The 12,959-nt window shown below is 61.9% G+C and carries 11 protein-coding genes; all 11 read left to right on the top strand.

All coding sequences use genetic code 11. From position 1 onward, the window contains the following. Positions 1-2 precede the first annotated feature (2 nt). Genes ACN0X9_RS12760 through nuoN form a run of 11 tightly spaced genes read left to right on the top strand, consistent with a single transcriptional unit; the run spans position 3 to position 12,956 of the window. Positions 3-1,211 carry an NADH-quinone oxidoreductase subunit D gene (locus tag ACN0X9_RS12760; protein WP_417487949.1) on the top strand — a complete coding sequence of 403 codons (1,209 nt, stop codon included), beginning with the start codon at positions 3-5 and terminating at the stop codon, positions 1,209-1,211. Continuing rightward, positions 1,208-1,873 carry an NADH-quinone oxidoreductase subunit NuoE gene (gene nuoE, locus ACN0X9_RS12765; protein WP_417487950.1) on the top strand — a complete coding sequence of 222 codons (666 nt, stop codon included), beginning with the start codon at positions 1,208-1,210 and terminating at the stop codon, positions 1,871-1,873. The genes ACN0X9_RS12760 and nuoE overlap by 4 nt, the downstream gene beginning before the upstream one ends. 3 nt (positions 1,874-1,876) lie before the next feature. After that, positions 1,877-3,190 carry an NADH-quinone oxidoreductase subunit NuoF gene (gene nuoF, locus ACN0X9_RS12770; RefSeq protein ID WP_417487951.1) on the top strand — a complete coding sequence of 438 codons (1,314 nt, stop codon included), beginning with the start codon at positions 1,877-1,879 and terminating at the stop codon, positions 3,188-3,190. 12 nt (positions 3,191-3,202) lie between these two features. Then, the gene (gene nuoG / locus ACN0X9_RS12775; RefSeq protein WP_417487952.1) at positions 3,203-5,290 is read left to right on the top strand and encodes an NADH-quinone oxidoreductase subunit NuoG; all 2,088 of its coding nucleotides are present in this window, start codon (positions 3,203-3,205) and stop codon (positions 5,288-5,290) included. 3 nt (positions 5,291-5,293) lie between these two features. Next, complete coding sequence (gene nuoH, locus ACN0X9_RS12780; protein ID WP_011643301.1) at positions 5,294-6,364, top strand: NADH-quinone oxidoreductase subunit NuoH; 1,071 nt, start codon at positions 5,294-5,296, stop codon at positions 6,362-6,364. A 3-nt stretch (positions 6,365-6,367) separates the two neighbouring features. Continuing rightward, positions 6,368-6,856 (top strand): NADH-quinone oxidoreductase subunit NuoI, encoded by a 489-nt coding sequence (gene nuoI, locus ACN0X9_RS12785; RefSeq protein WP_011643302.1) that lies wholly within the window; start codon positions 6,368-6,370, stop codon positions 6,854-6,856. Positions 6,857-6,903: 47 nt separating this feature from the next. Beyond that, positions 6,904-7,515, top strand: a complete 612-nt coding sequence (locus tag ACN0X9_RS12790; RefSeq protein WP_417487953.1) for an NADH-quinone oxidoreductase subunit J — start codon at positions 6,904-6,906, stop codon at positions 7,513-7,515. Further along, complete coding sequence (gene nuoK / locus ACN0X9_RS12795) at positions 7,515-7,823, top strand: NADH-quinone oxidoreductase subunit NuoK (protein WP_121210232.1); 309 nt, start codon at positions 7,515-7,517, stop codon at positions 7,821-7,823. Before ACN0X9_RS12790 ends, nuoK begins: the two co-directional genes overlap by 1 nt. 6 nt (positions 7,824-7,829) lie before the next feature. Next, positions 7,830-9,986, top strand: a complete 2,157-nt coding sequence (gene nuoL, locus ACN0X9_RS12800) for an NADH-quinone oxidoreductase subunit L (protein WP_417487954.1) — start codon at positions 7,830-7,832, stop codon at positions 9,984-9,986. Then, complete coding sequence (locus ACN0X9_RS12805; protein ID WP_417487955.1) at positions 9,987-11,501, top strand: NADH-quinone oxidoreductase subunit M; 1,515 nt, start codon at positions 9,987-9,989, stop codon at positions 11,499-11,501. Positions 11,502-11,513: 12 nt separating this feature from the next. Next, positions 11,514-12,956, top strand: coding sequence for an NADH-quinone oxidoreductase subunit NuoN (gene nuoN / locus ACN0X9_RS12810; protein ID WP_417487956.1), 1,443 nt, complete (start codon positions 11,514-11,516; stop codon positions 12,954-12,956). Positions 12,957-12,959: the final 3 nt, after the last annotated feature.

Genomic DNA, 12,959 nt, shown 5'->3' on the forward strand with positions numbered 1-12,959 from the left:
CGATGGCTGATGACATGACCCAGGCCAATGAGGCCCCGCGCAATTTCACCATCAATTTCGGCCCGCAGCACCCGGCTGCGCACGGCGTGCTGCGCCTGGTGCTGGAGCTGGATGGCGAGGTTGTCGAGCGCGTTGATCCGCATATCGGCCTTTTACACCGCGGCACCGAGAAGCTGCTCGAGCACAAGACCTATCTCCAGGGCATCGGCTATTTCGACCGTCTCGACTATGTCGCGCCGATGAACCAGGAGCACGCCTTCTGCATGGCCGCTGAAAAGCTGGCCGGCATCACCGTGCCCAAGCGCGGCGAATATGTCCGCGTGCTCTATTGCGAGATCGGCCGGGTGCTCAACCACCTGCTCAATGTGACCACGCAGGCCATGGATGTTGGCGCGCTGACGCCGCCGCTCTGGGGTTTTGAAGAGCGCGAAAAGCTGATGGTCTTCTATGAGCGCGCCTCCGGCTCGCGCATGCACGCCCATTATTTCCGCCCGGGCGGTGTCCATCAGGACCTGCCGATGAAGCTGGTCGAGGATATCCGTGCCTGGTGTGACCAATTCCCGGCCAAGCTGGACGATATCGACAGCCTTTTGACCGAGAACCGGATCTTCAAGCAGCGCAATGTCGATATCGGCGTTGTGACCAAGGAAGACGTGCTGGCCTGGGGCTTCTCCGGCGTCATGGTGCGTGGCTCGGGCCTCGCCTGGGACCTGCGCCGTTCGCAGCCCTATTCGGTCTATGACGAGCTGAAATTCGACATTCCCGTCGGCAAGAATGGCGATTGCTATGATCGCTATCTGTGCCGCATGGAAGAGATGCGCGAGAGCGTGAAGATCATGATCCAGTGCTGTGACTGGCTCATGAAGGACGAGAATGCGGGCGAGGTGCTGGCCACCGACTCGAAGTTCTCGCCGCCGCGCCGGGCCGAGATGAAGCGCTCGATGGAAGCGCTGATCCAGCACTTCAAACTCTATACCGAGGGTGTCCACGTCGAAGAGGGCGAGACCTATGTCGCCGTCGAGGCGCCCAAGGGCGAATTCGGCGTCTATCTGGTCTCGGATGGCTCGAACAAGCCCTACCGCCTGAAGATCCGCGCACCGGGCTTCGCCCACCTCGCGGCGATGGATTACATGAGCAAGGGCCACATGCTGGCCGACGTGTCCGCGATCATCGGCTCGCTGGATGTCGTGTTCGGGGAGATCGACCGATGAGCGTTCGTCGTCTCGCAAAAGAGCAGCCCGAGAGCTTTGCCTTCAACAAGAAGAGCGAAGACGAGATCAAGTTCTGGCTGGCCAAATATCCCGAAGCCAAGAAGGCCTCGGCGGTCATCCCCATGTTGTGGATCGCGCAAAAGCAGGAAGGCTGGGTGTCCGAGCCCGCCATCCGTGACATCGCGAACCGGCTGGAAATGCCCTATATCCGCGTCTACGAAGTCGCGACCTTCTACACCATGTTCAATCTCGAGCCGGTCGGGACACACCTGATCCAGGTCTGCGGCACCACGCCCTGCATGCTGCGCGGCTCTGACGAGCTGATCGATGTCTGCAAGAAGCGCATCGGCAAGCCGCACGAGATTTCGGCTGACGGCAAGTTCACCTGGGTCGAGGTTGAGTGCATGGGCGCTTGCGCCAACGCCCCGATGATCCAGCTCGCCAACCCCGATGGCGACCATTACGTCGAGGACCTCGACGGGCCGAAGCTGGAAGCCCTGATGGACGACCTCGCCGCCGGCAAAAAGATCAAGTACGGCCCGCAATCGGAGCGCAATGCTTCCGAGCCGCATGGCACCAAGGTGCTCACCGACCCGTCGCTCTATGACGGCTCTCGCGCGAAGAAGATCAAGCTGCCGAATACCGGCAAGGCGGAGGGCTGATACATGGCGACGCAACTCCTCCAGGATAAAGATCGTATCTTCACCAACCTGTTCGGGCATCACAGCCCGGATCTGGAAGGCGCCAAGCAACGCGGCTGCTGGAATGGCACCAAGGAAATCCTCGAACAGGGCCGTGACTGGATCATCGACAACATGAAAGCCTCGGGCCTGCGCGGCCGGGGCGGCGCCGGTTTCCCGACCGGTCTGAAATGGTCCTTCATGCCCAAGGAAGTGGGCGCCCGTCCGCACTATCTCGTCGTCAATGCCGACGAATCCGAGCCGGGCACCTGCAAGGACCGCGAGATCATGCGGCATGATCCGCACCTTCTCATCGAAGGCTGCCTGATCGCCTCATTCTCGATGCAGGCCCATGCCTGCTACATCTATCTGCGCGGTGAATATGTCACCGAGCGCCTGGCCATGGAAAAGGCCGTCAAGGAGGCCTATGAGGCCAAGCTGATCGGCGACGACAATATTCATGGCTGGCCCTTCCACGTCTATATCCATCACGGCGCCGGCGCCTATATCTGCGGCGAAGAGACGGCCCTTCTGGAAAGCCTGGAAGGCAAGAAGGGGCAACCGCGCCTCAAGCCGCCATTCCCCGCCAATGCCGGCCTCTATGGCTGCCCGACCACGGTCAACAACGTCGAGTCGATTGCCGTTGCCGGCACCATTTTGCGCCGCGGCGCCGAATGGTTCGCCAGGTTTGGCCGCGAGCGCAATGTCGGCACCAAGATCTTCTCGATCTCCGGCCATGTGAACAATCCGTGCAATGTCGAAGAAGCCATGTCGATCCCGATGAAAACCCTCATCGAGACGCATGCCGGCGGTGTGCGCGGCGGTTGGGATAATCTCAAGGCCGTCATTCCGGGCGGCTCCTCGGTCTCGCTCCTGCCGAAAGACATTTGCGACGACGTGCTGATGGATTTCGACGCGCTCTCCGCGCACAAGTCGGGTCTGGGCACGGCTGCCGTCATCGTCATGGACAAGTCCACCGACGTGGTGAAGGCGATCGCCCGTATCTCCTACTTCTACCGCCATGAAAGCTGCGGCCAGTGCACGCCGTGCCGCGAAGGCACTGGCTGGATGTGGCGCGTCTTGACCCGCATGGCGGCCGGCGAGTCGACGATTGAAGAGATCGACATGCTGCTCGACGTCGCCGGTCAGGTCGAAGGTCACACGATCTGCGCCCTGGGTGACGCGGCCGCCTGGCCCGTCCAGGGCCTGATCCGCCATTTCCGGTCCGAGATCGAGGACCGCATCAACAATTACCGCGCTGGCAAGCCTGTCTTTGTCAGCCAGGTCGCGGCCGAGTAGGGGCATCATCCGATGAGCGAAGATCTCCGCAAAATCATTATCGACGGCGAGGAAATCGAGGTTCCGACTTCCTATACGCTGTTGCAGGCGGCTGAAGCGGCTGGCCGGGAAATCCCGCGCTTTTGCTATCACGAGCGCCTCTCGGTCGCCGGTAATTGCCGGATGTGCCTGGTCGAGCTGGTCGGTGCGCCCAAGCCGGCGGCGTCCTGTGCGATGAATGTACGTGACATGCGCGGCGGGCCGAATGGCGAGCCGCCGGCGATGAATACGCTGTCGCCACTGGTCAAGAAGGCGCGCGAAGGGGTGATGGAGTTTCTGCTCATCAACCACCCGCTCGATTGCCCGATCTGCGACCAGGGCGGTGAGTGTGACCTGCAGGACCAGTCTTTGGTCTATGGCCGCACCGGTTCCCGTTTCCCGGAAAACAAGCGCGCGGTTGAAGACAAGGAAATGGGTCCGATCATCGCCACGGAGATGACGCGCTGCATCCAGTGCACGCGCTGCGTCCGCTTCGTCACCGAAGTCGCCGGCTCGCCCGAGATCGGCATGATCGGTCGCGGCGAGGATGCCGAGATCACCACCTATCTGGAAAGCGCCGTGACGTCGGAGCTGTCCGGCAATGTCATCGATCTGTGCCCGGTCGGTGCGCTGACCTCCAAGCCCTACGCCTTCAACGCCCGTCCGTGGGAGCTGAAGAAGACCGAGACCATTGATGTGATGGATGCGCTTGGCTCGAATATCCGTGTCGACGCCCGTGGCTCCGCCGTGCTGCGCATCCTGCCGCGCGTCCATGAGGGCGTGAACGAGGAATGGATCTCCGACAAGACGCGCTACGCTTGGGAAGGTCTGGGCCGTCAGCGTCTCGACAAGGCCTATGTCCGCGAAAACGGCAAGCTGCGTCCGACCGATTGGCCTGAAGCGCTGACGATTGCGGCAGACAAGCTGGGTGGTGACGCCTCGAAAATCGGCATGATCGCCGGTGATCTCTGCTCGGCCGAGGAAATGAAGGCCGCCAAGGATCTCGCTGACGCGCTCGGTGTGAGCTCGATCGATTGCCGCCAGGATGGCGCCAAAGTGGGCGGCGGTGCGCGTGAGGACTACCTCTTCAACGCGACCATTGCCGGCGTCGAGGACGCCGATGCCATCCTCATCATCGGCGCCAATCCGCGCAAGGAAGCGGCCATCCTCAACGCCCGCATCCGCAAGACCTGGCTCCATAATGACACAAAGGTGGGGCTGATCGGCGAAGCCGTCGATCTGACCTATCCCTATGAGCATGTCGGCACGTCGGCCGATGTTCTTGCCGGCCTGAAGAAAAAGCGCTCCGGCTTCATCAAGACGTTGAAGGACGCCAAGCGCCCGCTCATCCTGGTTGGCTCCGGCGCCCTGACCCGCGCCGATGGCGCCCAGGTGCTGCGCGCCGCCGGTGAACTCGCTGATGCGGTCGGGGCGGTCAGCGCCGAGTGGAATGGCCTCTCCATCCTGCACACGGCGGCCAGCCGTGTTGCCGGTCTCGATCTCGGCTTTGTGCCGGGCGAGGGGGGTCATGATGTGGCGGGCATGCAGTCCAATCCGCTCGACACGGTTGTGCTGATGGGCGCCGACGAGCTGGACATGGCCCAGTTCGGCGACGCCTTCGTGATCTATGTCGGCAGCCATGGTGATGCCGGCGCCCACCGCGCCGATCTCATCCTGCCGAGCGCCGCCTGGACCGAGCAGGACGGCCTCTTCGCCAACACCGAAGGCCGGGTCCAGCTGGCCTATCGCGCGACCTTCCCGAAGGGCGACGCGAAAGAGGGTTGGGCGATCTTCCGGGCCCTGTCCGAGCGCCTGGGCAAGACGCTGCCCTACAACAACCTCACCGAATTGCGCCACAAACTGTTCGCCGATGTTCCCGTTCTGGCGGGAATCGATCACGCACCGGGTGCAAGTGAGGGCTATGACGCCAAAGCCGCCGGTGTTGCCGGTGATGTCGAGGCAACCGATTTCGTGCCGGCGGTGCGGAATTTCTACTTCACCAACCCGATCGTCCGGGCCTCCAAGACGCTGGCGGAATGTTCTGCCCTGGCGTCCGGTCCGGCCCAGATGGCTGCGGAGTAAGCGATGACGGATTTCATCGAACAATTCGGTGTCTGGGGCGGGTTCGGCATTGCCGTGCTGCAGATCCTGGCCTTTGCCGTTGTCCTGCTGATTTCACTGGCCTTCCTGCTGCTGATGGACCGCAAGGTCTGGGCCGCCGTGCAGATGCGCAAGGGCCCCAACGTCGTTGGCGCCTTCGGCCTGCTGCAGTCCTTCGCCGACTTCTTCAAATTCGTGTTCAAGGAAATCGTGGTTCCGGCCGGGGCGGATCGTTCGCTCTACCTGCTGGCACCGCTGATCACCCTGATCCTCGCCTTCGTGACCTGGGCCGTCGTCCCGGCAGCGCCGGGCTGGGTGATTGCCGATCTCAATGTCGGCATCCTCTATTTGTTCGCCATGTCGTCCCTGGGTGTCTATGGCATCATCATCGGCGGCTGGGCCTCGAACTCGAAATACCCTTTCCTCGGCGCACTGCGCTCGGCAGCGCAGATGGTGTCCTATGAAGTCTCGATCGGCTTCATCATCGTGACGGTGCTGCTGTTCGCCGGCTCGATGAACCTGTCCGAGATCATCGAGATGCAGGGTGGCGGTTTCTGGAACTGGAATGTTTTGTCCTTCCACGCCTGGCCGATGCCGATGTTCCTGGTGATGATCCCGATGGCGGTGATCTTCTTCATCTCGGCCCTGGCCGAAACCAACCGTCCGCCGTTTGACCTTCCCGAAGCCGAGTCGGAACTGGTGGCGGGTTATCAGGTCGAATATTCCTCGACCCCGTATCTGCTGTTCATGGTCGGCGAGTATCTCAACATCGTGCTGATGTGCGCGATGACGGCGATCCTCTTCTTCGGCGGCTGGAATGACCCGTTCGGTCTGGACGTGTCCGGCTGGCCCTACCTGGCGTCGCACGCCTGGTATTTCTTCTGGTTCGCCGCCAAGATCGTTTTCTTCTTCTTCATGTTCGCGATGGTGAAGGCCCTGGTGCCGCGCTACCGCTACGACCAGCTGATGCGGCTGGGCTGGAAAATCTTCCTGCCCATCTCGCTCGCGGCCGTCGCCCTGGTCGGCGCCGCCGTCGTTTACGGACCTCAGGGGTAAGTCATGGGACGCATTCAACAAGCATTTCGCGGCGCGCTCCTGATGGACTTCTGGTCCGCTTTCGGACTGGGCATGCGCTATTTCTTCGCCAAGAAGGCGACGCTGAACTACCCGTTCGAGAAGGGTCCGCTCAGCCCGCGTTTCCGCGGCCAGCACGCCCTGCGCCGCTATGCCAATGGCGAGGAGCGCTGCATCGCCTGCAAGCTGTGCGAGGCCATCTGCCCGGCCCAGGCGATCACCATCGAGGCCGAGCCGCGCTCTGACGGCTCGCGCCGCACCACGCGCTACGACATCGACATGACCAAATGCATCTATTGCGGATATTGCCAGGAGGCATGCCCGGTTGATGCAATCGTGGAAGGCCCGAATTTCGAATTCGCCGCCGAAACCCGCGAAGAACTTTTCTACGACAAGGCAAAACTGCTCGAGAACGGCGATCGCTGGGAACGGGAAATTGCCAAGAACCTGGAACTCGACGCGCCTTACCGCTGATGCGGTGGGGGGCGATTTTGGGACGCATTTGAGAGGACGAGGGCACCATGCTCGCTAACCTGGCTTTCTGGGCCTTTTCCGGAGTGGCGATTTTGTCGGCCTTGATGGTCGTCATTTCGCGCAACCCGGTGCGGTCGGTCTTGTTCCTGATCCTGGCCTTTTTCTCGGCGGCCGGGCTCTTCGTGCTGCTCGGCGCGGAGTTCCTGGCGATGCTGCTGATCGTCGTCTATGTCGGCGCGGTCGCGGTCCTGTTCCTCTTCGTGGTGATGATGCTGGACGTCGACTTCACCGAGCTGAAGCAGGGCTTTTTGAGCTATCTGCCTCTGGGCGGTCTGGTCGCCATCATCCTGGCTGTCGAGCTGGGCATGATCGGCATGACCTGGCAGGCCTCGGACCAGGCGATGGCGCTGCGCGATGCAGCCATCCCCGAAGGGATGACCAATGTCGAGGCGCTCGGTCTCGTGATCTATGACCAATATGTCTATTTCTTCCAGGCTGCGGGCCTCGTGCTGCTGGTCGCCATGATCGGCGCCATCGTGCTGACCCTGCGCCACAAGCCGGGTGTGCGCCGCCAGAGCGTCTCGGCCCAGGTCGGCCGCGACCGCAAGGACGCCGTGACCATGCATGACATCAAGCCGGGACAGGGGATTGGAGAATGATGGACGTCGGACTGGGACATTATCTCGCCGTCGCCGGTGTGCTCTTCACCATCGGTGTCTTCGGCATTTTCGTGAACCGAAAGAATGTCATCATCCTGTTGATGTCGGTCGAGCTGATCCTGCTCTCCGTCAATATCAACCTGGTGGCCTTCTCGGCCTTCCTCGGCGATCTCGCCGGGCAGGTGTTCGCGCTTTTCGTCCTGACCGTGGCGGCCGCCGAGGCGGCGGTCGGTCTGGCCATTCTCGTCGTCTATTTCCGCAACCGGGGTGATATCTCGGTTGAGGGCGTCAACCTGATGAAGGGCTAGGGGATCATGGCACCCATTATCGTCTTCGGGCCGCTGATCGCTTCGGCCTTTGCCGGTCTTCTCGGCAATCATGTCGGCCACCGCGCGGCGCAGATCGTCACTACCTTCTTCGTGGTGCTCTCCTTCGTGCTGTCGGTGATCACCTTCTTCGACGTCACCTATGGCGGCAATGCCCAGACCATCCATCTGGCGACCTGGATGAGCGTCGGCGCGTTCGACGTCTCCTGGGCGATCAAGCTGGACAGCCTGTCGGCGGTGATGCTGGTCGTGGTGACTTCGGTCTCCTCGCTCGTGCACATCTATTCCTGGGGCTATATGGAGCACGACCCGCACAAGGCGCGCTTCTTCTCCTACCTGTCGCTCTTCACCTTCGCGATGCTGTCGCTGGTGACTGCGGACAACTTCCTCCAGCTCTTCTTCGGCTGGGAAGGCGTGGGGCTGGCCTCCTACCTGCTGATCGGCTTCTGGTACAAGAAAAAGTCGGCCAATGATGCGGCCATCAAGGCTTTCGTGACCAACCGGGTCGGCGATTTCGGCTTTGCCCTGGGCATCATGGCGATCTTCTACGTCTTTGGCTCTGTCAGCTTTGACGACGTCTTTGCCGGTGTCTCCGAGCATCGCGATACGGTGCTGGCCTTTGCCGGCATGGAGCTCAACGCGATCGAGCTGATTGCCTTCCTGCTGTTCATCGGCGCGATGGGCAAATCAGCTCAGTTCTTCCTCCATGTCTGGCTGCCCGACGCGATGGAAGGCCCGACGCCGGTCTCCGCGCTGATCCACGCCGCCACCATGGTCACCGCCGGTGTCTTCCTGGTCTGCCGGGCTTTCCCGATCTTCCAGGACGCGGAAGCGGCCTCCGCCTTCGTCACCGTGATCGGTGCCACCACGGCGCTGTTCGCGGCGACGGTGGGTGTGGCGCAGAATGACATCAAGCGCGTGGTCGCCTATTCGACCTGTTCGCAGCTGGGCTACATGTTCTTTGCTGCCGGTCTGGGCCTTTACGGCGCGGCCATGTTCCACCTGTTCACGCACGCCTTCTTCAAGGCGCTGTTATTCCTCGGCTCCGGCGCGGTGATCCACGGCGTCCATGACGAGCAGGACATGCGCAAAATGGGCGGCCTCTACAAGATGATGCCGATGACCTGGCTGATGATGCTCATCGGTACGGTCGCGCTGACCGGTGTCGGCTTCTCCTTCGGGGCTCTGGGTCTGTTGCCCTGGGATCTGGGCTTTGCTGGCTTCTTCTCGAAGGATGCGATCATCGAGGGGGCCTTCATGGCCGGCCGCGAGGGTGTCTTCTTCGGTATTCCGGCCTTCTGGATCGGCTGTGTCGCAGCCCTTTTGACCAGCTTCTATTCCTGGCGCCTGATCTTCATGACCTTCCACGGAAAATTCCGCGGTCCCAAGGACGTGTATGACCATGCCCACGACCCGAAATTCGCCATGGCGATGCCTTTGGTGGTGCTGGCGGTGGGAGCGATCCTGGCCGGTGGCATCTTCAAGGCCGACTTCATCGGCGAGCGGGCCTCGGCCTTCTGGCATGACGCCATGCCGTCAGCCGCGCACGGCGAAGCCGTTGCCGGGGGCCATGGTGATGATCATGCCGAGATTGGAGATCACGCGGTCGTCGATGACCATGCGGTCGTTGATGATCATGCCGGCGAGGCCAGCCATGACGCGCCGCCGGCGCATGTCGCAGCGGATGCCCACGCCGTGGTTGATGATCACAGCGAGGCCGGTGAGGGCGATCATGGTGGCGGACATCATCCGCCGACCTGGGTCCTGCTGTCGCCCTTCTTTGCCACGCTGATCGGCTTTGGACTCGCGATCTGGTTCTACTTGATCAATGAGGGCATGGGCGCCCGCATCGCCGCGCGCGGTGGTCCGCTCCATTCCTTCCTCTACAACAAGTGGTATGTCGACGAGATCTACCATTTCGTCTTCGTCCGCGGTGCCAAGGCACTGGGCGACCTGTTCTGGAAAATCGGTGATGTGAAGATCATCGACGGGCTGGGTCCCAATGGCGTTTCCGGCACGACGCTGGCTGCGGCGCGCCGCCTGGCCAAGGGTCAGTCCGGTTTCCTCTACCACTACGCATTCGTCATGCTGATCGGCGTCCTGGGCTTCACGCTCTGGATCATGATCGGGCAAGGGGGTCTTTAAATGTTCGGCGAATTTGAAGCCTTCCTGTCGATCCTGACGTTCGTTCCGGCGCTTGGCGCGCTGGTCATCGCGATCTTCCGGTTCACGGCCCGCTCCGAGGACCAGGGCCTGATCGACCGCAATTCGCGCTGGGTGGCCTGGCTGGCCACCATGGTGACGCTGGGCATGTCGATCCTGTTGCTGGCGAATTTCGACGCCGAGGCAACCGGATTCCAGTTCGTCCACGAAGTGACCTGGCTCGAGCAGATCGGTCTGGGTTACCGGATGGGTGTTGACGGGCTGTCGATCCTGTTTGTCGTCCTGACCGCCTTCCTGATGCCGATCTGCATCATGGCGTCGGGCGCGATCAAGACCCGCGTCGCCGATTACATGATCGCCTTCCTGCTGCTGGAAACCATGGTCATCGGCGTGTTCTGCGCGCTCGACCTGGTGCTGTTCTACATCTTCTTTGAAGGTGGCCTGATCCCGATGTTCATCATCATCGGTGTCTGGGGCGGACAGAACCGCGTCTATGCGGCGTTCAAATTCTTCCTCTACACCCTGCTCGGCTCGGTGCTGATGCTGGTGGCGATGATCGTGATGTTCCTGCAGGCCGGCACGACCGATGTCACCGTGCTGCTGGAGACCGAGTTCGCCCGCAATGCCCAGATGTGGATGTGGCTGGCCTTCTTCGCCTCCTTCGCGGTGAAGATGCCGATGTGGCCGGTCCATACCTGGCTTCCCGATGCCCACGTGCAGGCCCCGACCGCCGGTTCGGTCATCCTGGCCGGCATCCTGTTGAAGCTCGGTGGCTACGGCTTCCTGCGCTTCTCGCTGCCGATGTTCCCGGAGGCGAGCGACTATTTCGCGCCAATGGTGTTCGTGCTGTCGATCATCGCCATCATCTACACTTCGCTGGTGGCCTTCCGTCAGACCGACATCAAGAAGCTGATCGCCTACTCCTCGGTTGCTCATATGGGCTTCGTGACCATGGGCCTGTTTGCCATGAACGAGACTGGTGTGCAGGGGGCCATCTTCCAGATGATCTCGCACGGCGTGATCTCCGGTGCGCTCTTCCTGTGTGTCGGCGTCATCTATGACCGCATGCACACCCGCGAGATCGCCTTCTATGGCGGGCTGGTCCACAAGATGCCGGTGTTCGCGGCGATCTTCGGCCTGTTCGCCATGGCCAATGTGGGCCTGCCCGGCACCTCCGGCTTTGTCGGCGAGATCATGACCATGGTCGGTGCCTTCCAGGTCAGCTGGTGGATCGCCACCGGCGCCGCGGTCGGTGTGATCCTGTCGGCGATGTACATGCTGACGGTTTATCGCGACGTCGTCTTCGGCGAGATCACCAATCCCAAGCTCGAGACGATCACCGATCTCAACCGGATGGAGTGGCTGATCTTCATCCCGCTGATCATCGGTACGCTCCTGCTCGGCGTGTTCTCGACCCTGATCACGGATGTCACCGCGACCGCGGTTGATCATCTGCTTTCCAATTATGATGCGGCGCTTGCCGCATCGGCCCAGTAGGAGAAGCCAGCCATGACGGCGGACATGCTTTCCCACGACCTGTCGCTTCTCATTCCCGAGCTGGTTCTGGCCGGCGGCGCCATGGCGCTGCTGATGCTGGGTGTCTTCCTCAAGGGCGGCGGGACCGAGAAACTGGTCCAGTGGCTGACCGTTGGCCTGTTGGCCGCGGCGGCACTGGCGGCGCTCTTCCTGGTGAGCGGTGAGGGCATGGCCTTCAATGACAGCTTCGTCTTTGACAGCCTGGCGCGTTTCTCCAAGACCGCCATCGGCCTTGTCGCGGCGATCGCCATGCTGCTGGCCATGCCGTATCTGCAGGCCGAGAAGCTGGGCAAGATCGAGTATCCGGTCCTGGTCGTGCTGGCCGTGACCGGCATGATGATGATGGTTTCGGCCAATGACCTGATCGCCATGTATATGGGCATCGAATTGCAGTCGTTGGCGCTCTATGTGCTCGCCGCCTTCAACCGTGACAGCCTGCGGGCCTCCGAAGCGGGTCTGAAGTACTTCGTGCTTGGCGCGCTGTCGTCGGGCCTGCTGCTCTATGGTGCCTCGCTGGTCTATGGTTTTGCCGGCTCAACCGGTTTTGGCGACATCGCCCTGGCCGTTGGCAGCGGCAGCAATGTCGGTCTCACCGTCGGCCTGGTCTTCGTGATCTGTGGCCTGGCCTTCAAGGTTTCCGCCGCGCCCTTCCACATGTGGACGCCGGACGTCTATGAGGGCGCGCCGACCCCGGTCACCGCCTTCTTCGCGACGGCCCCGAAATTTGCCGCCATCGTGCTTCTGGCCCGCGTCCTGATGGAACCGTTCGGCGCTGTGGTCGACCAATGGCGCGACGTGATCTGGATGATCGCCGTGCTGTCGATGGCCGTCGGTGCCTTCGGTGCCCTGACCCAGCAGAATATCAAGCGTCTGATGGCCTACTCCTCGATCAGCAATATGGGCTACGCCCTGGTTGCCGTCGCCGCGGCCAGCCAGACCGGCCTGTGGGCGCTGCTGGTCTTCATGGTGCTCTACATGGTCGGGGCCATCGGCTCCTTTGCCACCATCCTGTCCATGCGCACGCGTGAGGGCATGGTCGAGCAGATTTCCGACCTCGCCGGTCTCGCCCAGCGCAATCCCGGACTCGGCTGGTCGATGACCGCGCTGATGTTCTCGATCGGTGGCCTGCCTTTCATGGTCGGCTTCTTCGGCAAGTTCTTCGTCATTTACGCCGCGGTGCAGGCCGACCTGATGATCCTCGCCGTCCTCGCCGTCCTGTTCTCGGTCGTGGGTGCGGCCTATTATCTGCGCATCGTGAAAGTGATCTGGTTCGACAGCTCGGAGGTCGAGTTCGTACCGTCTGCGGTTTCGACTTACTGGATTGCCCGGATCGCCGGCCTGGCGACGGTATTGCTGCTGCCGGTTCTCGGCTGGCTGGTCTTCCGCGCCTATTCGGTCGGGCTGGCGCTGCTCTAGCGC

Source organism: Maricaulis sp., assembly GCF_048268525.1.
In the GTDB taxonomy this organism is placed as follows: Bacteria; Pseudomonadota; Alphaproteobacteria; order Caulobacterales; family Maricaulaceae; genus Maricaulis.